Source organism: Chryseobacterium rhizoplanae (assembly GCF_900182655.1).
GTDB lineage: Bacteria > Bacteroidota > Bacteroidia > Flavobacteriales > Weeksellaceae > Chryseobacterium > Chryseobacterium rhizoplanae.
Window position 1 is genome coordinate 381032 of record NZ_FXTC01000004.1, and the last position, 23243, is coordinate 404274.

Annotated in this window: 27 protein-coding genes; 3 read left to right on the forward strand and 24 right to left on the reverse strand. The window is 37.1% G+C overall.

The genetic code is table 11. The features are described from left to right. Positions 1 to 878: 878 nt before the first annotated feature. The 23 genes from FN817_RS12430 to tpx form a co-directional block, all read right to left on the reverse strand. On the reverse strand, positions 879 to 2882 hold the full coding sequence (locus tag FN817_RS12430; protein WP_142718199.1) for a S9 family peptidase: 2004 nt from the start codon (positions 2880 to 2882) through the stop codon (positions 879 to 881). Positions 2883 to 3056: 174 nt separating this feature from the next. Next, positions 3057 to 3515 (reverse strand): DoxX family protein, encoded by a 459-nt coding sequence (locus tag FN817_RS12435; RefSeq protein ID WP_142718200.1) that lies wholly within the window; start codon positions 3513 to 3515, stop codon positions 3057 to 3059. Positions 3516 to 3621: 106 nt separating this feature from the next. Next, the gene (locus FN817_RS12440) at positions 3622 to 4080 is read right to left on the reverse strand and encodes an SRPBCC family protein (RefSeq protein WP_142718201.1); all 459 of its coding nucleotides are present in this window, start codon (positions 4078 to 4080) and stop codon (positions 3622 to 3624) included. Positions 4081 to 4150: 70 nt separating this feature from the next. Then, on the reverse strand, positions 4151 to 4579 hold the full coding sequence (locus FN817_RS12445; protein ID WP_142718202.1) for an SRPBCC family protein: 429 nt from the start codon (positions 4577 to 4579) through the stop codon (positions 4151 to 4153). A gap of 137 nt (positions 4580 to 4716) precedes the next feature. Further along, a complete protein-coding gene (locus tag FN817_RS12450; protein ID WP_142718203.1) occupies positions 4717 to 5550 on the reverse strand; it encodes an SDR family oxidoreductase in 834 nt (277 codons plus the stop codon). 47 nt (positions 5551 to 5597) lie between these two features. Continuing rightward, the gene (locus FN817_RS12455; protein ID WP_142718204.1) at positions 5598 to 6464 is read right to left on the reverse strand and encodes a VOC family protein; all 867 of its coding nucleotides are present in this window, start codon (positions 6462 to 6464) and stop codon (positions 5598 to 5600) included. A gap of 161 nt (positions 6465 to 6625) precedes the next feature. Beyond that, a complete protein-coding gene (locus tag FN817_RS12460) occupies positions 6626 to 6865 on the reverse strand; it encodes a helix-hairpin-helix domain-containing protein (protein ID WP_228451547.1) in 240 nt (79 codons plus the stop codon). Positions 6866 to 6900: 35 nt separating this feature from the next. Further along, positions 6901 to 7314, reverse strand: a complete 414-nt coding sequence (locus FN817_RS12465; RefSeq protein WP_047421660.1) for an SRPBCC family protein — start codon at positions 7312 to 7314, stop codon at positions 6901 to 6903. A gap of 195 nt (positions 7315 to 7509) precedes the next feature. Continuing rightward, complete coding sequence (locus FN817_RS12470; RefSeq protein ID WP_142718205.1) at positions 7510 to 7941, reverse strand: VOC family protein; 432 nt, start codon at positions 7939 to 7941, stop codon at positions 7510 to 7512. Positions 7942 to 8088: 147 nt separating this feature from the next. After that, a complete protein-coding gene (locus tag FN817_RS12475; protein WP_142718206.1) occupies positions 8089 to 8865 on the reverse strand; it encodes an alpha/beta fold hydrolase in 777 nt (258 codons plus the stop codon). Positions 8866 to 8867: 2 nt separating this feature from the next. Then, positions 8868 to 9392, reverse strand: coding sequence for a DinB family protein (locus FN817_RS12480; protein ID WP_142718207.1), 525 nt, complete (start codon positions 9390 to 9392; stop codon positions 8868 to 8870). A gap of 259 nt (positions 9393 to 9651) precedes the next feature. Then, positions 9652 to 10113 carry a hypothetical protein gene (locus FN817_RS12485; RefSeq protein ID WP_047421869.1) on the reverse strand — a complete coding sequence of 154 codons (462 nt, stop codon included), beginning with the start codon at positions 10111 to 10113 and terminating at the stop codon, positions 9652 to 9654. Positions 10114 to 10145: 32 nt separating this feature from the next. Continuing rightward, on the reverse strand, positions 10146 to 10556 hold the full coding sequence (locus tag FN817_RS12490; protein WP_142718208.1) for a VOC family protein: 411 nt from the start codon (positions 10554 to 10556) through the stop codon (positions 10146 to 10148). Between the two features lie 97 nt (positions 10557 to 10653). Further along, on the reverse strand, positions 10654 to 11061 hold the full coding sequence (locus FN817_RS12495) for a VOC family protein (protein WP_142718209.1): 408 nt from the start codon (positions 11059 to 11061) through the stop codon (positions 10654 to 10656). 77 nt (positions 11062 to 11138) lie between these two features. After that, positions 11139 to 11729, reverse strand: coding sequence for a Crp/Fnr family transcriptional regulator (locus tag FN817_RS12500; RefSeq protein ID WP_052186321.1), 591 nt, complete (start codon positions 11727 to 11729; stop codon positions 11139 to 11141). A gap of 270 nt (positions 11730 to 11999) precedes the next feature. Next, entirely contained in the window at positions 12000 to 13211 is a 1212-nt protein-coding gene (locus tag FN817_RS12505; protein ID WP_142718210.1) for a DUF763 domain-containing protein, read from the reverse strand. 75 nt (positions 13212 to 13286) lie between these two features. Then, on the reverse strand, positions 13287 to 14417 hold the full coding sequence (locus FN817_RS12510; protein ID WP_142718211.1) for an FAD-dependent oxidoreductase: 1131 nt from the start codon (positions 14415 to 14417) through the stop codon (positions 13287 to 13289). A 48-nt stretch (positions 14418 to 14465) separates the two neighbouring features. Continuing rightward, positions 14466 to 15299: a helix-turn-helix domain-containing protein gene (locus FN817_RS12515; RefSeq protein WP_142718212.1), complete on the reverse strand. Its 834-nt coding sequence runs from the start codon at positions 15297 to 15299 to the stop codon at positions 14466 to 14468. A gap of 28 nt (positions 15300 to 15327) precedes the next feature. Then, positions 15328 to 15732, reverse strand: coding sequence for a glyoxalase superfamily protein (locus tag FN817_RS12520; protein ID WP_142718213.1), 405 nt, complete (start codon positions 15730 to 15732; stop codon positions 15328 to 15330). An 11-nt stretch (positions 15733 to 15743) separates the two neighbouring features. Next, positions 15744 to 16091 (reverse strand): VOC family protein, encoded by a 348-nt coding sequence (locus FN817_RS12525; protein ID WP_142718214.1) that lies wholly within the window; start codon positions 16089 to 16091, stop codon positions 15744 to 15746. A gap of 81 nt (positions 16092 to 16172) precedes the next feature. Beyond that, positions 16173 to 16862, reverse strand: coding sequence for an alpha/beta hydrolase (locus FN817_RS12530; protein WP_142718215.1), 690 nt, complete (start codon positions 16860 to 16862; stop codon positions 16173 to 16175). Between the two features lie 68 nt (positions 16863 to 16930). Further along, the gene (locus FN817_RS12535; protein WP_142718216.1) at positions 16931 to 17506 is read right to left on the reverse strand and encodes a Crp/Fnr family transcriptional regulator; all 576 of its coding nucleotides are present in this window, start codon (positions 17504 to 17506) and stop codon (positions 16931 to 16933) included. A gap of 82 nt (positions 17507 to 17588) precedes the next feature. Next, the gene (tpx, locus tag FN817_RS12540) at positions 17589 to 18089 is read right to left on the reverse strand and encodes a thiol peroxidase (protein WP_142718217.1); all 501 of its coding nucleotides are present in this window, start codon (positions 18087 to 18089) and stop codon (positions 17589 to 17591) included. Between the two features lie 355 nt (positions 18090 to 18444). Here tpx and FN817_RS12545 point away from each other — a divergent pair, with 355 nt between their 5' ends. After that, positions 18445 to 20664 carry an NADP-dependent isocitrate dehydrogenase gene (locus FN817_RS12545; protein ID WP_142718218.1) on the forward strand — a complete coding sequence of 740 codons (2220 nt, stop codon included), beginning with the start codon at positions 18445 to 18447 and terminating at the stop codon, positions 20662 to 20664. Between the two features lie 5 nt (positions 20665 to 20669). Continuing rightward, positions 20670 to 21968 carry a hypothetical protein gene (locus FN817_RS12550; RefSeq protein WP_142718219.1) on the forward strand — a complete coding sequence of 433 codons (1299 nt, stop codon included), beginning with the start codon at positions 20670 to 20672 and terminating at the stop codon, positions 21966 to 21968. A gap of 36 nt (positions 21969 to 22004) precedes the next feature. Here FN817_RS12550 and FN817_RS12555 read toward each other — a convergent pair whose 3' ends face one another. Continuing rightward, a complete protein-coding gene (locus tag FN817_RS12555; protein ID WP_142718220.1) occupies positions 22005 to 22343 on the reverse strand; it encodes a winged helix-turn-helix transcriptional regulator in 339 nt (112 codons plus the stop codon). Positions 22344 to 22443: 100 nt separating this feature from the next. Here FN817_RS12555 and FN817_RS12560 point away from each other — a divergent pair, with 100 nt between their 5' ends. Beyond that, positions 22444 to 23190, forward strand: a complete 747-nt coding sequence (locus FN817_RS12560) for an SDR family oxidoreductase (protein ID WP_167498856.1) — start codon at positions 22444 to 22446, stop codon at positions 23188 to 23190. Positions 23191 to 23243 lie beyond the last annotated feature (53 nt).

Genomic DNA, 23243 nt, shown 5'->3' on the forward strand with positions numbered 1-23243 from the left:
TTTTACTTTAATAAATTTAAAATATTTTTCTTACAATTCAATTTTTCTTTTATTCATCAACATTTTTATCTTTTTATTTTTATCAGATTACCCATTGCTTATTACTCATTATTTATTTTTCAGGAGCTTATTCCCGCTATCCGCTCATACTCCTCACGCCAAACTATCCCCCAACCTTACCCTCCAACGCTCTCACTCATGTTCCGGGGTAACCACTGCTATCGGGGCTAAAGTAATCAATGATAGATGATAAGTAATGAATGATATAATCTTTGTATTTCCAACTCATCTATATTTTTTGTTGGAGAGTCGCAAGGGCGCAAAGTTTTTCTAATCTTTATGTATAATTTTTCAGCGCAAGAAAATCAAAGATTTTCAGCAAGTGAGATTTTTCTATTTTCTATTAAATAATTATTATCAGTATTTGCATAATTACTAAGAGGGACTATTGCCAAAACGGAGTCGGGATTCCTCGCTTCGCCCGGAATGACAAATGCGCCGTTAAAATACCCGTAAACCTTTAGAACTGTACAATTTTATCGGAGATAAAATCTTTGCGCCTTAAAGCATACCGCTTGTAAAACCTTAACAACTTTGCGCTTTGCCAACTCCATTTATTAAACTTATACATTATATGGAGATTGCTTCGCTTTGCTCGCAATGACAAATGAGCCGTTAAAATACCCGTAAATCTTTAGAACTGTACAATTAATCTTTGCACCTTAAAGCATACCGCTTGTAAAACTTTGGCGGCTTTGCGCTTTTCCAAATCCATTTATTAAACTTATCATGAGATTGCTTCGCTTTGCTCGCAATGACTTTGTCAAAAAAAAACGGAAGACCTAAGTCCTCCGTTCAAATATTATTTAATTAATAATTTATTTATTAAAATTTTCTGCAAAGAATCCTAACATTGATTTGTAAAGCTCAATTCTGTTTGGTTCTTTTCCAAATCCATGTCCTTCATCATATTTTACCAGATAAGGAACTTCGAAACCTTTGGCACGCATTGCTTTTACAATCTGATCAGATTCATTGATGTTTACCCTTGGGTCATTGGCTCCCTGAACTACAAATAAAGGCTTTTTAATCTTATCAATCTGATACACCGGTGAAACTTCCTTGGCAATCTTTGCTTCTTCAGGATTATCCAGATCATACCAGATTTGTTTTACCATTTCTTTATAAGGCTTCCAGTATTCCGGGAATGAATCAAAAAAGGTAAAGATATTGGATACTCCTACATAATCTACCCCGCAAGTATACAGATCAGGAGTTTTAATCAACCCCATTAACGTAGCATATCCACCATGGCTTCCTCCGTAAATGGCTACTTTATCCTGATCTATCCATCCCTGACTGATCGCATATTTTACCCCGTCTTCCACATCATCCATCGCTTTTCTTCCGATCTGTTTGTAGCCTGCTTTCTGGAATGATTTTCCATAGCCTCCGGAAATTCTGAAGTTGACCTGAAGGGTAGCATATCCCCTGCTGGCAAACAGCTGTGCTTCCGGATTGAATCCCCAGCTGTCTCTGATTCCCTGCGGACCACCGTGAGGATTCACTATCATTGGAACTTTTTTACCTTCCAGCGCGGCTTTAGGCAATGTGATATATCCATGAATGGTCATTCCATCCCTGCTTTTAAATTCGATAGGTCTCATTTCAGCCATATCTTCTTCCTTCAGCTGAGGCATCAGGTTATACAGAAGTTTGGTCTGCTTGGTTTTGGTATCGTATTCATAGTAAGTTCCGTAGAGCTTATCACTTCCTACAACCACCAGAAGTTTATCATTATTATCATCAGAAGACGCAATTCCAAATTCCTTGTCTCCAAACTGAGATTTTAATTTATCATGTATTTCTTTATAAAATTTACTTACCGGAACTGTTTCTCCTTTTGTCCCTTCATAGCTAATAAAATCAAGTTCATAATTTCTGTTTTTACCCGCTGTGCTTATTGAGCTTACATCATATACAGGATTGGAATAAATTTCTTTAATCACAGTATTTTTTTTCAGATCATAGAGTACAATTCTCGCTTTATCACTATCAAGATTCGTTACTATATATGCTTCATCTTTATTTTTAGAATTTTCATTAAATTCTATAATACTGAAGGTATCAGACCAGTCTGCGGATTTGATCAGGTTGAATTTTCCTGTCTGCAGATCTTTATAATAGGTCTTTGTTGTTAATCCGTTTTCAAGAACGCTATAGCCTCTCAGATTCCCATCTTTATCAAAAAGATAGTCGTCAATAGGGCTGTTGACATCTTTATTTTCATACAGCTGGGTCATTTCCCCTGTAACGAAATTGATTTTAAAAGGTTCAAAGATCTGTTTGTTGTTTTTATTCATAGTAACCACAACGAAATCAGTATCTTTTATAGGAATAATAGCCTGTACTTTTACACCGTCAAATGGTGTTAGATCCTTTTGATTGCTTCCGTCTGTATCGGTTGCATAAAGGTGAATATTTTCATTTCCTCCTCTATCCTGCGTATAGAAAAGACGTTTTTTGTTCAGCCAGCCGTAAGCTTTGATCAGGTCATCTTTTTCAACAATGGCTTTAGTGATCTTTCCTGTACTCAGGTCTTTAACATATACATGATTTTTTTTATCCTGATCTTTTTCTTTGTAAGAAAGATATTTTCCGTCAGGAGAGATTTTAAATACGGAAGCTTTTGGTCTTGCAAAGTAATCCTCAACTTTGTATTTGAAATTTCCTTTATCATAAGAAATAAGTTTCTCAAGATTAGCCTTGGAAGATGGCAAAGTAGGATCTCCCGGCAGTTTGGCAGTAGAGCTTTGTGCGTTGATCATCATAGTGGATAGTACAATAATGGCTGTACCGAAAATTTTGTGATTTAGATTCATAACTTCTGTTTTTAGGGTTAAAGTTATAGAACGCGCTTATTTTCAAAACAATAAAAACAAATGCATTTATACAATAAGACACACTATCGCTATGAAACGTTACACTACAATATCAATTAATTAAAAAAAACATCAATTATATGAAAAAGACAGCCTCAATGACTGTCTTTTTATTTAGTGTAAGTATATTCCGAAATACCAGGTCCAGACTATTAAAATAACCTGCATGGGAATCCTTTGCGTGTAAAGGTATTTCATTCCCGGACCGGTGTAATCTGCTTTAAAAATATTAATCCTTTTCCTGGAAGAATTGATATTGGCAATAAAAACCAATACATAAAAAATGATCAGTAAAAGAGCTGTCGTTTCACGAATGCCAGGAATCATAAGCCCGATTCCTGCAGCAATTTCTAAAACTCCTGTAAAATACACCCAAAACATTCTGGCGGGAATAAATTCCGGAATCATCATGGCCATTCCTTTCTGGAATTTAAAGTGGGAAAAACCTGTAAATATGATAAATACAGCCATTCCCAGGTTTCCTGAAAATATAAAATCCGGCTTTCCCTGAACTAAAAAAGTTCCCAGCAAAGCCAGAATAAATGTTGCGAAAAGTATTACAAGTAGTTTCATATTTTAGATGGTAGTAATAGGTAACAGGTAACAGGTAACAGGTAGCAGATGATAGGCGGCAGGTGGCAGGGATTAGCGAAGTTGAAATTTTAAACTTTGAACTGCTTTACACAGAATCAAGGCTTACACCTTCTGCAAGGCTCTTCACAACCATCAGACCTTTTGTAAAGCCTGTGTTCATGTGATCTTCCCATTGTTTTTCAACCTGAACTTCGGCATGAAGTTTTGTTTTCCCTCCAAAGTCGATCAGGAAATATTTTTCAAAGCTTCCGTTCCATTCCATTACTTCTTTACTTTGGGTGTCTTCTACTCCATTTTTGTCTACCATTCCCAGATGTTTAAAAACAATCTGATGGGGTTCTTCCATACTGTCTATGGTTGAAACCATTCCTTCTCCCTCAGCATTAAGAAAATAGGTCTTTCCACCTACCTTCCAATCGGATTTCATGACAGATCCTGCACCGAAAAACCGGGTCCATTCACTATATGTTTCGGGGTTCCAGAGAATGTCCCATACTTTCTGTAAAGGGGCATCAATTACTGTTTCGTATGATAAGGTTTCCATTTTTATATTTTTTACAGTGATTTGGCTATTGAATTACTTTCAATCTCAAGTGTATTTTAACCTGAGATATTTACAACTGATTCTCTGAAAGATGCTTAATGATGTTCATCGCTTTTGGAAATTTCTCTTCAAAAAATTCTTTAAATTCCGCAGGAGTCTGTATTTCTGTTTTCAGCAGTGTTCCTTCTTCATTTTCTTCAAGGAAATAGGCTTCTGTTGCTTCTCCCCAGTCCTGAGGAACTTCAATACCTTCATAAATTTCTCCCAGATGCAGAAATCTTATTTCTTCGTTGGGAATCACTTTTTCCACCCTGCTGTACATTCCGTTGTTTTTAGGATCAAGAAATTTAACAATATTGTTTTCTTCGAGTGTTCCTTCATAGAAAGAACCTTCCGTAAATGCCGTTGTCCACTGCCTGTATGTAATGTCTGACCACAGGACGCTCCACACTTTTTCAGGTTCGGCATTGATTTCTATTTCATATGATAATCGTTCCATTTTATTTTAGGTATTAGGTTGTAGATAATAGGTTGCAGGTGATTGTATCTGAGGGTTCGAGAGTTTTAGAGTAAGAGTGTATTGATCTGTGATTTTCTAACTTCTAAATTCTGGCTTCCGGCTTCCAGCATTTCATTCTATCCTCCTACAAAGTCACCTCCATTGATATGAATGATTTCTCCTGTGATATAACTTGCATCTTTAGAAGCAAGAAATACATAAGCCGGCGCTACTTCTGACGGTTGCCCCGCACGCTTCAGCGGGGTATCTTTTCCAAATTTGGAAAGATCATCAAAAGCTTCTTTCACCAGCGGAGTCCAGATAGGTCCGGGGGCAATTCCATTTACCAGAATTCCTTTTTCGGCAAGATTATCTGCCAATGAGCGAATAAAAGACAGTACGGCGCCTTTTGTGGCGGCATAATCAAGTAAATGATCGCTTCCACGATATGCTGTGACAGAAGTTGTGCAGATGATTCTTCCTCCTTTTCCAATCAGCGGAAGAAAATTTCTGGTGAAAGAAATCATAGACATGATATTGGTATCAAATGTTTCCTGAATCTGTTCATCAGAGATTTTTTCCAGGCTGCTTTTGGAAGTATGAATTCCTGCATTATTCACAAGAATATCAAGTTTCTTCCACTCTTTTTTAATCTTGTCTGCACACTTGGTCCTGAATGTTTTCCGGGTAAGATCGCCTTTGATGAGAAGGCATTTCTGTCCTTCTTTTTCAACCAGTTTTTGGGTTTCCCTGGCATCATCGTCACTGTCTTTGTAGATGATAGCAACATCTGCTCCTTCCCTGGCAAAATGAACGGCTACAGCCTGTCCTATGCCGCTGTCTCCTCCGGAGATAACTGCTTTTTTACCTTTCAGCTTCCGGCTTCCCTGATAATCGTTCCGGATAATTTCCGGGAACAGCCCTTCTTTAGGGACTTTCGACTTAGAGTCTGATTTGTTCTGCGTCTTCATATGCAAATCTTTTCTCTAAATCACATCAAACAATACGCCGAAATAGATTAAGAATTATAAGCATCCTCCAAATCCTGGATGATAATTTTCTGCATTTTCATCATAGCCTGAACTACTTTATAGGCTTTTTCCTGATCAGAATCGTTCATTAACTGAATAAGTCTTTTAGGCACAATCTGCCAGCTCAGTCCATATTTATCTTTCAGCCAGCCGCACATGCTTTCTCTGCCACCGTCTGCTGTCAGCGTATTCCAGTATTTATCAGTCTGCTGCTGGTCGTCCGTCATGATCACCAATGATATTCCTTCATTGAAATCAAACTGGTGATCATAGGAATTATCCATACAGAATATACTGTAATTGTCTATCACAAAATGAGCATGCTGAACATTTTCTGCCGGTTCCGGGATATCGTGCCCTTCACTTCCTGCTCCATAGGTCAATATGTTTCCTATGCTTGAGTTAGGGAATGTTTTGGTGTAAAGTTCCATTGCTTCTTTTGCTTTTCCATTATTTCCATGGATAAACATCAAAGTTGGAATTATTTTCTGCTCACTTGCTTTTTCACCCAAAAACAACTGCCATGTTACTCCATATTTATCCTGAACCCATCCGTATTTTGGGCTCCATGAGTAAGATCCCAGCTCCATTAGCGCTATACCGCCATCCAATAACTGATCCCAGTATTTTTGAACCTCATCTTCTGTTTCACAAATCACCATGAAGGAGACGGAAGCATTTTTTTTGAATTGCGGACCGCCATTCAGAAGCATCAGTCTTTGTCCAAACAAATCAATATTCATCACCACAGGTGTATCTGCCGTGATCTCGCCTCCAAAAACTTTACAATAAAATTCTGCAGACTGTTTGGCATCTCCGTCATACCAGAGACATGGGAAAATATCGTTATTCATAATTTTTATATTTAAATGGATTGATTTATCTTGTTTTACTTTTTTCTTAGAGATAGTATTCATCTGCTGATAATTTTACAGCAAAAGAAAACCTTATGTCTTCGCATTTAAAGCAGGTTACTTTATCTGCAATGACACTGAGAAATGTCTAGTTATACTTTCTATACTTCTTTAAAGCATACCTGATTTTCTTTCATATAATTCTTCAGTTTTACCATCGTATTTTTTCCGAAACCATGAAGCTGCATAATTTCTTTCTCGGAATAATCTGAAAGTTTTTCCAAAGAATTTATTTTTTCTTTTTCTAAGGCTTTTCTTGCAGGTATTGCAATAACTCCATGAAGGAATTCTTCTTTAGAGTCATAATTAAAAGCATAAATGGAATTTAAACTCTTGGACATGATAACTAAATTGATCATGGCTACAAAAAATATTGTTAATGATTCTCAACGTACTTGTGGAAATTATTAAGAATAGCATACCAGCCATCTCGCTGCATTTCCACTGAATTTTGTTTTTCCGGATCGAAAATTTCAATCACTTTCGTTGTGTTTTCATCTATTTTATCGAAAACAACTTCTACTTTCCGTCCGTCTTCCATATGATATTTGATCACCTCATGGGGAATAATTTCGTCATAAACTCCTTCAAAATCAAATCCGAAACTTTTGTCTTTAGCTTCCATTCTGTTTTTGAATCTTCCTCCTACCTTCAGGTCATTTTCAGAACTAGGACACTGCCAGCTTTCGTGGGCAAAATTCCATTTTGTGATGTGCTTTGGCTCATTGAAATAATTCCAGACTTTCTCAACGGGTGCTAAAATTGTAATGTCTATTTTAATTGGATCCATAGTTCTAATTTTTTTATAGTTTAAGTAAAGAGTTATAGCTGTCTTAAAAGTCAAATAATTTGTTTTTTGTCATTCTGATAAAGAAAGAATCTTATTGATAAACAAACACTTGAGATTCTTTATTACATTTCATTTCATTCAGAATGACACTTACGAGACAGCTACCTCTCTTTTTATGATTAGTTAAATATAGGATTATTTTGCGTATTCATCATTATAGTTCACCATCCAATGAACACCATATTTATCCTGAAAGCATCCGAAATAGTCTCCCCAAAACTGATCTTCAATCGGCATTTCCACGTTTCCGCCGTCAGAAAGCTCTTTAAAGATTCTGTCGGCTTCGCTTCTGGAATCAGGGAAAATAGATACATAATTATTATTTCCTACGGTAAGAGTCTGCCCAAAACCAGGTACGATATCTGATGCCATTAAAAGATCTCCTCCAATAGGCAAAGCAATGTGCATTACCCTGTTTTTTTCTTCCTCTGAAAGGTTTTCAGTACCGGGAGCATTTCCCATCTTATGAATTCCACCAACGAATTCACCACCAAAAACAGTTTTGTAAAAATTGAACGCTTCTTCAGCTGTTCCATCGAAATTGAGGTATGGATTTAATTTAGCCATGATTTTAAATTTTAAAGTTATTATTATAAGTTATAAGGTTCTGTTGTTGATCCATTAAGGAATGATTAATTTAGTATGAATAGTAAATACAGCTCTGTTTTGAATCATTACAATTCATTTAGTTTCACTCACTATTTTTCAAAGTTCTTAATGGTTTATAAATTTTTCTACTTCTCTGACCGTAAAGTCTATTAAGTTTACATCAATACTTCCGTCAAAGTCAGGCATCATATAAACACCGTGAGTTGCGGGAAGTATCATTAACCGGGAATCTTTCACCAGGCGCCACATTGCTGCAGCGTGCTCCGGTTTCATCACATCCTGATCACCACTGATGAATAATGTAGGTGATTGTATGGAAGCCAGCACCTCATCATCCCAGTCTTCAAACGTCTGCATCCTTTTGCAGTCTTTCTCAAAAAGATTTTCCAGTTTTGAAAAATCAGGATTGAGATTTAAAAAATTAATTTTAAAAGGTTCCGGCATCGATTCAAAAGTGGCTTCCTGCATTCCTTCAAAAAAGCCGTCTATCATTCCGCTTCTTTTATAAAATGCTGAGGCAACGACCAATTTTTCTACGATTCCTGGATGACGATGGCCAATTTGCATTACCGTACTTCCACCATTGCTGAATCCCCAGAAGGAAGCTTTTCCAATGTTTAATTCGGCTAAAAGTCCGGCAACATCATCAGCATCCTGCTCAAATGTTTCAGGAATATCACGGTGTTCACTGCGTCCGTGGTTTTGCAGATCGATTCCTATGAGCTGGAACTTGTCTTCCAGCCTGGCTATGACTTCTTTAAAATCGTACAGAATGGAAGAACCTCCGCCATGAATCAGAACCAACGGTTTTCCGGATCCATAGATCTCATAATATAATTGGATTCCATTGACTTTCTTATAGCCTTTTTCTACCGGACTCATGATTAGTATTTAAGATTTTCGTCTACATCATACTTCATTCCGGGATAATCCAGAATTCTGCGCATCAAGCCTATCTGCCCGCAGAGATAGTCTTCACGGCCGATACACATTCCCACAAAATTGAGTTTTGTTTCTTTAATAAAAGGAATATTCATTCCTATTTCAAATATCTCATCCAGTTCTTCATCAGTTACTTCATGAAGTCTTTGGAATACTTTAGCGGAAATTTTATGAAAGTTTCCCTTTAATTCAGCTAAAGTTGGATATTTAAAGCTTTCATCCAATGCTTTTCCCTGGAAAAACAAGTCACTGTAAGGGTCTTCTTCCTGTACCCCAAGCACCCAGCCCAAGCCATAGCGCATATTGACAAAGTTTCCTGCCATCCATACAATATGATTGGTTTTATTTTCAATTCTTTTCAATGCATCTTCTTCCGAAATGCCTTCCAAAACATTCATAAAGCTTTGGGAATGCATTCTGTAAGCCGGAATAACGAGTTCCATTTTTTTTGATTTTGGTGTGTCCATTTTTAATTAGAGATTAGAAGTTAGAATATTGGAAAAAACGCAAAGTCGCTAAGTATTTTACAAGCTATACGTTTTTAAGACGCGAGGATTTTATCTTCGATAAAATTGTACTCTTTTAAAAATAATATGGAAGATTTCAACAGCTAGTTTGTCATTCCGAGCAAAGCACGGAATCTAAACTTTTATATTAGAGATAATTCTCTTAGATTTTGCGCCTGATTATGTTATATGATCTGCAAAATTGTGTTAAAAACCGTCATTATTTTATGGCGCCCGGTTTTCCTAAAATTCTGCGGAGATAGCCCAGCTGTCCGCTGTGGTAAATTTCATGAAGACTTAGGGTTGATATATCTTTAACCATTTCAGGTTTAAAACTGTTCAGGGTATTGAGTTTCGCTTCCAGCCCATCCTGAGATTGTTTCAAATAGGATTTTAAATCTTCAAAGTTGACTAATTCATCTTTCCGGTCCAAAGGAATTTCACCTCTGTTGTAGCAGGAAAACTTTTCACTGTCCCACACAGATTCTTCACCTAAAATATTCAGAAAAGGATTTCTGATATGGATTAAGTGTCCAAGAATCCAATTCATACAGTTGGCTTCACCATTAGGAAAAATCATAGACTCTTCATGGGTAATGCCGTCAATATTTAAAGAAATCACCTGATAGTTGCTGACAACCTGATTCTTTATTAATTCTATATCGTTTGATATTGCTTCCATTGGATATGTATTTTAATAAGTGAATGATAATATTATTCTGCAGGCATCTGGGATACATCTCCATGCATCACTTCCCACTGATGGCCATTGATATCAGCAAAACTGCTTTGATACATCCATCCGTAATCTACAGGCTCGGCATATTTTGAACCTCCGTTTCCGATGGCTGTTTTTACCATCTGGTCTACTTCTTCGCGGCTGTTTACCCCAATGGCAAGAAGCACCTGTGTGGTATCTCCTTTAGCAAAAGGTCTGTTTGTAAAGGTCTGGAAGAACTCTTCTTTTAGGAACATGGTGTAAATATGATTTTCCTTCATGACCACACATATTGCCTTATCGTTTGAAAACTGTTCATTGATAGAAAAACCTAACTCTGTCCAGAATTCTCTGGTTTTTTGTACGTCTTTTACAGGTAAATTGACGTAAATATCAGTAATACTCATTTTGTAAATTTTAGTGGTGAATTTTATCCAAAATTACCAGGGTATGGTAAGAATGTGCTTGTCATAGGACAAGATTTAATTTTTATTTGAATCTCAACTATTCTGCAGGCATTTGCGACATATCTGCAAACGTTATGTTCCAGCCATGTCCGTCAAGATCCCAGAAAGAGTTCTGATACATCCATCCATAATCCTGAGGTTCTTCATGCTGCGACGCGCCGTTTTTTACAGCAGTATTCACTATTTTATCTACGTCTTCACGGCTGTCAAGACCTACTGCTACAAGAACCTGACTGGTATTTTCCTTGGCAACAGGTTTATTGGTAAAGGTCATAAAGTAATCTTCCTGCAGAAACATGACATAGATGATATCATTCAAAGCAACACAGGTTGCTTTATCATCGGAGAATTGCTCATTAATCGAAAAACCAACCCTGGTCCAGAATTCTTTTGTTTTCTGTACATCTTTTACCGGAAGGTTCACATAAATTTGATTGACTTTCATTTTTTGTAATTTTAGTGTTAATCTGTTATCCAAAATTACCACAGTACAATGAAAATCAACTTGTCATAAGGCAAGATTTAATTTTTCTTAGGATGGGAAACTATTTCTTTGCGGATACGGCTTAAAGAAGTGTCTGTAACTCCCAGATAGGAAGCAATCTGCTTCAATGGTGCAAATTGTATGACTTTAGATTTTTGTTCCAGCAGATTAAGGTATCTTCTGGTTGCTGAAAGGGTGAACATTTCTACGGAGCGCTGTTTGTAGGCAAAAAGCTCCTGAGACATCCATGATCTTCCCCATTCTCTAAGGTTTGGAATTTTATGGAATAATTCCTGAAACGTATCATAATCCATCCTCCAGCATTCACAGTCTGTAATACAAACGATATTTTCCTGAGAGGGAACCCGCTGAAACATTGACAAAACCTCAATAATCACTTCATTTTCAACGAAAAAGTGAGTGGTTACTTCATTTCCGTTAAAATCATTAACATAGGAACGCGCCAATCCGCTTTCAAGAATATAATATTCATTGGCTGTTTTTCCTTCCTCAAGGATGAAATCACCTTTCTGGAAAGATGTTTTCTCATGAGCCTGAAATATCTCAGCAAGCTCTTCGGGAAAAAAGAAAGGGAAATCATAGCAGATTTCTAAAGCTTGATTGGTCATTGGTGTCAATTTTTTTAAGTGTTTAAAAATAAAATTTTTAATTGAATTAAGAGCAAAAACATTAAACAAAGAATTGAATGTTTTCATCAAAAGTACATACTCTATTGAAATTAAAGGTATTTTAAAACTTATTATTCTTAAACAGTTATTTGAAACACAATATATTTTACCACCCCGTCAAAAATTCTTTGAATTTTTGCCACCCCTCCAAAGGATGGGAATGACTATCTGCCAATATAGTAATTGTAAGCTTTTTACAGGAAATATTTTTTAAAACAGGGAAAGTTGTATTGATTTCGGAGTACTGGGTTTCTGGGCATCACCAAATACGGTCTTTCCGCCAAAGCGCCAGGAATTTTGTCTTTCTTCTTCAATCACCTGCTGAATATCAAAATCCGGAGTAAAGTCTTTTTCGGCATTGGCTACGATCTGATGAAGTTTATTTAATGAATTTAATTTATCAGAATTTCCCAGTCTGGACTTTTCAATCCCTTTTCTGAGAATGCTGATACTTTCATCATACGTATTGACAGGAACAGGGAAAGGATGTCCGTCTTTACCTCCATGGGCAAAGGAAAACCTTGCCGGATCGGCAAATCTCGATGGTGCTCCGTGAATGACTTCACTTACCAAAGCCAATGACTGCATGGTTTTTGGTCCTACTCCTTCCAGCATCAGCAAATCTTCAAAATTCTGAGGCTGCTGCTCTCTGGTAACATACAGAAGTGCTCCCAAGCGCTTCAGGTCTACATCAGAAGCCTGAACGTCATGGTGGGCAGGAAGAATCAATGTTGCAAAATCCTTCATTACTTCTGCTGAATCGGTATGAGAAATATCTAAAATTCCCTTTCTGTTCTCTGAAGCTTCGGCATCGGTAAGGTTAAGTATCTTTCCTCTTGAAATTCCGTTGATTCCTGTATGAGGCTGGTCTACAAATGATGTGATGTTTTCGGAATGCCAGTGGTACCGCCTTGCTGTTCCATCCGACTCATGCATTCCCTGCTGAATAACGCTCCAGTTTCCGTTATCTGAAAGAATGAAATTATGCAGATACAGTTGATAGCCATCCTGAATAGCCGTATTATCCACTTTTGCCGAAAGCTTGCTGGCTCTTACCAAATCTGTTCCGTTGAGACCGGTTTTATCAGCAATTCTGATTAACTCTGATGGAGTTTCCCGGGAAAACTTTCCTTTCCCGCCACAGATATAAAGTCCCAGAGACTGTGAATTGGGATTAACAGATCGTTTCAGTGCTCCCATCACAGAAGTGGTAATTCCTGAAGAATGCCAGTCCATTCCCATCACCGCTCCAAAACTCTGAAACCAGAACGGATCTGCCAATCGGCGCAATACCTCATCTTTACCGTAATCCATTAGAATTACTTCAATAATGGAAAGTCCCAGCACAGACATACGTTCATACAGCCATGGCGGTACTTTGCCATAGTGAAGGGGTAAATCTGCTGTTCCTGACCGTTTCATTGTTTTAAAAATGTAAAAGTAAGTTTTATTACCCTTACTATTTAATGATCCGGATCATTAATTCTATTATTACGGTTATCGGACAAGACTTGTAAAAGAGAAGCCGGGATCACGCATTTCCAGTTCATTTTTACTGGATTCCTCTTGTGCTTCTTTGGCATAGATAAACATTTTCTGTTCGTAAGCATCGATGGCTTCCTCAATGCTTTGATATTTCTCTTCTGTCAGATTTTCTGATAAAATTAAAGCATCCATCAACCCGCTATTGACTCCCTGTCCTGCAAAAGGCGGCATCAGATGAGCGGCATCTCCAATAAGTGTTACAGGCAAAGAGCGGTTGTTTTTCCAGGATTTGTCTAATGGAATTCTCCTTGTTGGCAACCCTACAAAAAAGGAAGTTGACAGGAATAACTGCTGATACAGCTCGTTCCACCCAGAAAATCTTCGGACAAGAAACTGACGAACCTGTTCAGTGTTGTGAAAATTCAAACCAGGGACATCTTTCCATTCATCAGACTTTTTGAATATCACTCCATACGTCAAAGCTCCGTTATTATAAGGATTGGCAACTAATAAATTACCTTCAAAAGCGGCCATTGGTCTTTTTCCGTCGCACCATTCAAAAAATTCGGGACACGCTTTTTCAGGCTGTGGAATATCTCCCTGAATAATAAAAGTTCCGGTTTCTTCCACTTCGGCTTCAGTGACATATTTCCTTACTTTAGACATCCCGCCATTAGCACCTATGACCAGATCTGCAGTTACATCAGGTTTATCCTTAAAATGAAGCTGCCATTTTCCATTATTTTCTTCCATTCCGGTAAAGTTCATATCCCAGATTACCGTATTATCTGAAAGGCTGCCCAGCAACATTTCTCTTAAATGATTTCTGTTGATTTCCGGGTTGTCATATTGATTTTCAGGAGTAATTTCTTTCGTGAAAAGTATATTGCCATGTTCATCAGCAATTTTGATTCCCATAGGCAAGGCAATCTCGTAATATTTATCTAACAATCCAGCCTTTTTCATAGCTTTCTGTCCTGATTCCTGATGAAGATCTAATGTGCCACCCCAAACTCTTGTCTGTGCGTTCTTATCTCTTTCATATACATTTACTTCAACACCTTTCTGCTGTAATAAGACTGCCATGGTTAAACCAACCGGTCCTGCGCCAATGATGGCTACTTTTTTATGTTTCAATACCATAATTTTTAATGTATTTATTATGGTACAAAATTCCGGAATGCGATTCTATCATGCTTGTACAAATGCGACAAAATCATTGCTTAAGACTTGTTTCCTTTTTTTAGCTTCTCTTGCAAAAACAGCGGGTGTTGTGCCGCTATACCGTTTAAATTCTCTGCTTAAATGAGATTGATCTGTATATCCAAATTCCTGTGCGAGGGCTGCAATAGAAGTTTCGGGAGTATGCCACAGACGATTTCTTATCTGTTCAAAACGCATCACTCCGGATACATCTTTTACAGTATGGCCAGAGGACTGTTTAAATTTTCTTTCCAATGTCCGGACAGTTGTATGAGCTGAATCAGCCACCTGATTGACAGGAATAGTCCCATTATTTTTTCTCATGGCAGCTCCTGCTTTGAAAAGGAGGCTATCTGCTGTAATGAGTGAATGCAATTTGAGAAAATATTGTTCTACCTTAGAAACGGCTTCTTCTATTTTTCCCATCGTAATAAGATCATTTAATATAGTTTGAAGCTTTGCAACGGGATGTTCAAAAGTATGAACTCCATTTTCAGTTTTTTCTGATGACAATCCCAGCAAATCAAAAACAGCCCACGGGAAACACCTTATTCCAATAATTTCCAATTGATTTTGAGCATAAAAAAGAGCAGGCTGATTGAGCAGTCCCATGATAAACGGGGAAGGTAAAGCTTGTAAAGTTCCGTGATGAGAGATACTGCAGCCACTTCCAAAATGGAAAATAATTTCAGCATAGCCATCCGGCATCACCGTAAATCCGGACTGTTGTTCGCCATAATCCCTTCTGTTATACCAGAAACATTTTATAGTATTCTTAAGTTCTTCCGGAACCTCAAACTCCTGATGTATATTTGAAAACATGACAATAAGCTATGCAGTTTTTGTAGGATTAATCGTGGGAATAGAATTCAAGATCTTTATGTTTTTCTTCATTATATTCTTCTTCGAATGTAATTTTATTCCCGAAAGGATCAATTACGGTAAAAGATACAGCTCCGTAAAACGTTTTTTCAAGTCCGGGACGGTTGTATTTGTATTTTTTGTCAATTAATTCTTTATGATATTGAGGAACGCCTTCCCCCCAGACAGCAACTCTTGTTCCGGGTGTTCCGTCTCCATGATGCTCGCTCAAATGGAAAATGATGTTTTCTCTTTTCACTTCCATATAAACGGGGGTATTTTCATCAAAATAATGTTCCCAGACTATCTCAAATCCAAGCCATTCTACATAAAATTCTTTTGTTTTCCGATAGTCAAAGATTCTTAGTATAGGAATAATACGTTCTGCTTTCATTGTAAGATAGTTTATTGGTGAGACAGTATATTGATCAGCTTCTGAAATGGATCTTTAACAAAAAACCTGCGGACTCCCCATTTTTCATTGGTCAGCTCGTAAGTGATTTCAAAGCCTGCATTTTTCATTTTATCATAAATTTCATCTACATTATCTACTTCAATGGAAAGGTCCGGAACTTCAGTATCATTTCCTCCCTGTTCGGCAAAACTGATCTGAATTTTTGCTTCTTCATCATTCCCCAATGTTTTGATCCAGCCATGATCCATCAAAACATTCAGCTCAAGAATGTCCTGATAAAACTGATTGGCTTTGGAAATATCATCCGTTTTGATATTGGCTACAATTCTTTTTACCATTTTGTACTAGTTTTTCATAAAAAAAGCCTTGTGAAATTACATAAAATTTCACAAGGCTTAATAAATTATTATATTCTTGTATTAAACAGAAGCTGCAGCTTCTAAAATCAGCTGAGTAACTTCTTCAGGATGTGACGCCAATGAAGCGTGTCCCGCATCTAAAGAGATTATTTTCTTAGGTTCAAGGCGCTCTGCCATTTCTTTTTCTGTTTCTGCAGGGATCATACGGTCCTGCAATGAGATCTGATACCAACTTGGAAGCTTTTTCCATGCCGGTTCACCCGCTACGTCACCAAAACACTGACCGTGAATAGGTTTCTGTGACAATGACATTACCAACGCTTTTTCATCATCCAAATCCTGGCAAAAAGCAGATTTAAATTCATCATATTTGATCCATAAAAAGCCTTTATCATCCGGATAAATGCTTGCTCCACCCGGCGATTCTCTTCTTCCCAGCAGAGATCCCAGACTGTCTCCGGCATCAGGGGCAAATGCAGCAATATAAACAAGTCCGGCTACTTTATCATGATTTCCGGCTCCAGAAATAACAGCACCTCCATAGGAATGCCCTACTAAAAGTACTTTCCCATCCTGTGCATCAATAAGATCTTTTGTCTTATTAATATCATCCTGCAGCGAAGTTAATGGATTCTGAACACTTCTTACTTTATATCCCGCTTTTGTCAATGAAGGGATAACGTACTGCCAGTGTGACCCGTCTCCCCATGCTCCGTGTACCAAAATAATGGTTAAATCTTTTTGTTCCATAATGATTTTGTTAAAATTTGATAATGGTAAAGCTACGGTATAAAAGTATCTGCAGACGTTAACTTAAGTTAATTAACTATCCGGCTTCTTATCCGGCTGAGTGACTGCTCTGTTACGCCCAAATAACTGGCAATATGTTTCTGTGCTATTTTCTGAAAAAGAGCTGGTTGTTTTTTGACAAGATTGAGATATCGGTTTTCAGGGGAATAGCAAAGAAGATCATCAATTCTTTTTTTTGCATCCAAATAAATCTTTTCACTCATCCTCCTCCCGAATTCCTGCCAATAGGCTTCTTTTTTATATAGATCCTGCAGATGATCTTTACTCAGCAGTAATATTTCACAGTTTTCCAGCGCCTGGATATTCATATTGGAGACTGTATCGCAAAGTATACTTTCGTAATCGGTAAAAAATTCATTTTCAAAATAGAACCCAAAATTGATTTCACGTCCTTGATCATTGATATAGAAAGATCTGATGGTTCCTTTTTTGATAAAGCCCAGATATTTGCATTTTTCTCCCTGTTTAAGAAAAAAATCAGACTTTAAAAGCTTTGTATCATGAAGTAAAGCGTAGAATTCTTCAAAATGTTCTGAGTCCACCTGAAAAAGTTCTCCATACTTTTTATAATTAATTGACGTCATTTGGTGTGATTTGATTAGATCTTATATTCAAAAAAAGCCTTGTAAAATTATTCACAAGGCTTTTCTACAAAAATTATTTCTATTATTTCAATGCTGCAAGAGCGGCATCGTAATTAGGCTCGTCAGCAATTTCCGGAACCTGCTCAGTATAAATTACTTTGTTGTTTTCGTCTGTAACGATCACGGCACGGCTCAATAGACCTTTCAAAGGAGAATCTGCGATTGTCACTTCATAATCATCCCCGAAGCTGCTTCTGAAATCCGAAAGTGTTTCCACATTATTCAACCCTTCAGCTGCACAGAATCTTCCCAGAGCAAACGGAAGGTCTTTTGAAACATTGATGATAACTGTATTGTCAAGTTTTGAAGCTTCTTCATTGAATTTTCTGGAAGAAGCAGCACAAGTTGGGGTATCAATACTTGGGAAGATATTAAATACTTTTTTCTTTCCGTCAAACGTTTCAAGTGTTTTCACATTTAATCCTGAATCTACCAATGCAAAATCTTTTACAGTAGTTCCTACAGATGGTAATGCTCCTATTGTGTGTACTTCGTTTCCTTTTAAAGTGATTGTCGTGGACATAATTTTATTTTTTAGTTTTTCAAATTTAATCAAAAAAGAAAATTTTTCCCGACTTATTATGGTTAAATTAATCTTAAAGTGAAAATAAAAAATTTTTCACTTGCTCATCGGTTTTCAAACAAAATTATTTACATGCCTGCGAACCTAAAAAAATTAAGATTCAGACTGCAAAAGTTCAATACCAGAAATTATTCAATTATTTTTAGAATTAATGACAGCATATCCGGAAGCAATACAATTACACCGATATAAAATAAAGATACAAAAGCCACTTTTTTATGGAAATATTCAAATAAAACAAGGATATTTACTAAATTTGTGGGACTTAAAATTTCAAATAAAAAATAACAGTATAATGTCAGAAAAATCAAAAATCTATTACACACTTACTGATGAAGCTCCAATGCTGGCTACTCACTCGTTTTTACCCATTGTAAAAGCTTTTACAAAATCAGCAGATATCGAAATCGCGGTTCCGGATATTTCTTTGTCAGGAAGAATTCTTGCAAATTTTCCTGAGTTTTTAAAAGACGACCAGAAAATAAGCGATGCTTTATCAGAACTTGGCCAACTGGCTACTCAACCTGACGCTAATATCATTAAGTTACCTAACATTTCTGCTTCTGTACCTCAACTGGATGCAGCAATCGCTGAATTACAAGGTAAAGGTTTCGCCGTTCCAAATTATCCTGCAGAGCCTAAAAATGATGAGGAAAAAGCTATCAAAGCTAAGTATGCCAAAGTATTAGGAAGTGCTGTAAACCCTGTATTAAGAGAAGGAAACTCTGACAGACGTGCTCCAAAAGCTGTTAAAAACTATGCAAAAGCAAACCCTCACAGAATGGGTAACTGGGCATCTGACAGCAAAACTGACGTAGCTCACATGAACAATGGTGATTTCTACGGTACAGAAACTTCTACAACATTAGAAAACGCTACAAAATATAGAATCGTATTCAAAGGAAACGACGGTTCTGAGTCTGTATTAAAAGACTTCGCTGGTCTTCAGGCTGGTGAAGTAATTGATTCTTCTGTAATGAACCTAAATGCATTGAAAGCATTCGTTCAGGAAGCAATTGAGGAAGCTAAGAATAGAAATGTACTTCTTTCTGCTCACCTTAAAGCGACAATGATGAAAATCTCAGATCCTATTATTTTCGGGGCTATTGTTGAGACTTTCTTCAAAGAAGTATTTACTAAATATGCTGAGACTTTCAAATCTTTAGACATCAATCCAAATAACGGTCTTGCTGATCTTTTTGAAAAAATTAAAGGAAATGCTCAGGAAGCTGACATCAAAGCTGATATTGAAGCAGCTTTGGCAAACGGACCTAGAGTGGCAATGGTAAATTCTGACAAAGGAATTACTAACTTCCACGTACCTTCTGATATCATCGTTGACGCATCTATGGCTGCTCTTGTAAGAGGAGGAGGTAAAATGTGGAACAAAGACGGAAACGAAGAAGATACTGTTTGTATCATTCCGGACCGTTCTTATGCAGGTTTCTATCAGTCTGTAATTGACGATATGAAAGCGCACGGAAAATTAGACCCTACAACAATGGGATCTGTTCCAAACGTAGGTTTGATGGCTCAGAAAGCTGAAGAATATGGTTCTCACGATAAAACTTTCCAATTATCAGCTGACGGAACTGTAGAAGTTCAGGATGAAGCAGGAAATGTTCTTCTTTCTCAAAAAGTAGAAAAAGATGATATCTTCAGAATGTGTCAGACAAAAGATGCGCCTATCCAGGACTGGGTAAAATTAGCGGTAAACAGATCAAGATTATCTGATACTCCTGCCATCTTCTGGTTAGACAAAGGAAGAGCTCATGACAGAGAAATCATCAAAAAAGTAGAGAAATATCTTGCTGACCACGATACAACAGGTCTTGACATCAGAATTCTTGATGTAAAAGATGCTATGACTGAAACGCTGAAGAGAGCAAGAGAAGGTAAAGACACTATTTCTGTTTCCGGAAACGTATTGAGAGATTATTTAACTGACCTTTTCCCAATCCTTGAGCTTGGTACTTCTGCAAAAATGCTTTCTATCGTTCCATTGATGAATGGTGGTGGTTTATTTGAAACAGGTGCCGGAGGCTCTGCTCCAAAACACGTTGAGCAGTTCCTGGAAGAAGGATACCTAAGATGGGATTCTCTAGGTGAATTCTTAGCACTTCAGGCTTCTTTAGAGCACTTGGCACAAACTCAGGGGAATACAAAATCTCAGGTTTTAGCTGATGCATTGGATGAAGCTAACGCTAAATTCTTAGCTACAGATAAATCTCCTGCCAGAAAAGTAGGACAGATCGACAACAGAGGTTCGCACTTCTATTTGGCAATGTACTGGGCTGAAGCACTAGCTAACCAAACTGCTGATGCTGAATTGGCTAAACAATTTGCGCCGATTGCACAGGCAATGCAGGAAAATGAAGAAGTAATCAATGCAGAATTAATTGGTGCTCAGGGTAAACCTCAAAACATTGAAGGATACTACAAAACTGATACGTATAAAACATATGCAGCCATGAGACCTAGCACTGTTTTAAATGAAATCATTGACGGAATCTAAAATTTATGAAAAAAACTATAACCATATTATTTGCTTATTTATCAATATTTTCATGCAGCAGTTCAAACGATGATATTACGGAGGTGGTAACAGTAACACCTCCTGTTATTGAAAATAAGATCAATTTAACTTCAACTTACAGTGATACCACTGAAACGGTAAGCTTAAAATGGACGCTCAGTGGAGAAGCCACTTATAATCATTATAAAATTGTAAGAAGTGATTCTCAAAACGGGATACAATCCGAAATTGGTAATAGCTATCCGAATCAGTTTACATTTACTTCAGCCGTACCATTTAACCCTTATGTAGAATATCAGGTTATTGGTATTAAGGCTAATGGTGAAGAGGTTAAAAGTAACATTATAAAAATTGAAAGACCTGAGATTAAATTGATTAATCTTAAAACTTTTGATGCCCAATTTGATAAAAACTCCGGAAAGCTATACCTGTTAGATACGGATGGGAAAATTGCCATTTATGATGTAAATACAAACTCTGTTACCCATCAGATCAGCACAAATGCAACTTTAGGCTACTCTGATATTGGAACCTATAATGGAAGTGTGGAACTATATGTTCCCCGAAATGATGGCTGGGTAGATATTTATGATGGGAATGACCTGACATTGAAAGCTCAGGTGAGTTTTGGAATGCCGCTCATCAGTACTGTTTATCATAATGGTATACTTTACGGTTCTTCAAATAATAATAGTAGTTACAGCGTGATTAAATCAGCAAGTAGAGCTACAAAAGCTATAATTTCTCAATCGCCACAACTTTATTATAATAGTGGAAGGATGAGAAAAGCTGTAGGGACTTCGGTACAATTATATACCATAACACAGAATATTACACCTGTAGATATGGATCTTTATAATTTTGATCTTAATGGTAATTACATTAGTCACCAGGACGATACTTATCATGGAGATCATCCTCTTAATCACAGGATATTTGAAGCATTTCCTGATGGAAGAATCATTACGGCAAGTTCAGGTTCTGTATATAATTCGCAAATGATTTATCAGAATGATCTACCTTCCGGAAATTCCATGCTTTCAAGTTTTGATTTTGATAGTAATAGTATTATTGCGGGAACTACCAGTAAGACCATTGAACTTTATAACATCAATTCTTACACAAAAACCAAGACAATCAATACAAAGAGATTTCCTTATAAAGTGTTCAGCTACAACAATAAGGTAGTCTGTGTAAGTTCAGTTACTCAACTCAACGTTCAGTCTTATGATTATTCGGGAATCATTCCTGACAATATAATGATCGAAATTTTTGACAAATAGTTATAAACCTCTCCTTAGTGAGAGGTTTTTTATTTATTATTTTCCATCCTGCACAATCACTCTTCTATGCTCCCTACCCCATTTAATCATTTCCATAATAATGTTTCCAAAGGTTCTGCAGTATTCCGTAGGTTCATATTCTATTAAAACAGGAGTCTCCGGATAAACGTTCCGTTTTAACAGTTTATTCAGTTCCATATCTTTTAGTTCTTTTGAAAGCATTCTGGTGGTAATTCCGGGAATACTCCGTTCAATTTCCCTGAACCGTCTGTTCCCGTTACAAAGCGAATTGATCACAGGAATTCGCCATTTTCCTCCGATAAAGTAAAGGGTATCCTGTAAAGCTCTAAGTTCTTCTGTCTGATCTCTTTCCATAATTGCAAAGTTAAGTGATATCACGGATGATACTGGTATACTCTGTGATACTGATTACAAAAGTATACCATTTTGGAATAACTTTGTCAAAAAATTTACAATGAAAAAATTCAGTAACAAACTGGCTATCGTGACAGGAGGAAACAGCGGAATAGGATTCGCTGCAGCAAAAGAACTTATTTCAGAAGGCGCAAAGGTTATCATCACCGGAAGACGAAAAGAAGCTGTAGAAAAAGCAGCTCAGGAGCTTGGAGCAATCCCGTTCACCGCAGACCAGGCAAACCTTAACGATATTGATCTTTTAAAAGAAGAAGTCGAGAAACAGTTCGGAAAAATAGATATCCTGTTTATCAATGCAGGAATTACAGGAACCCTGATTGCCATTGAGAATATGGATGTCGAAAATTTTGATCAGGTGATGAACATCAATTTCAGAGGTGCATATTTTACATTAAGCAAATTCATTCCATTATTAAATGATGGTGCTTCTGTGATCTTTTTATCTTCTATTGTGGCTTCTACCTATAAACCCAACAGTTCTGCTTATCAGGCAAGCAAAGCTGCGTTGAACTCGATCGCAAAAACAGCAGCGGCAGAATTAGCTCCAAGAAAAATCAGAGTGAACATGATCAGTCCCGGTCCTATAAAAACTGAGATTATGAGTAAAGCCGGACTTGATGAAGAGACATTGAAAAACATTCAAAATCACCTCGTAGATCAGATTCCATTAAAAAAAATGGGAACAGCTGAAGAAGTTGCCAAACTGGTTAGCTATTTGTCAGATGACCAGATTTCAAGCTATGTCACCGGAACCGAAATTGTGATAGACGGCGGTATTACTTTATAAACAATAAATTTAATCAAATCCCGGTAGCTCAGTTACCGGGGTTTTTCTTGTGT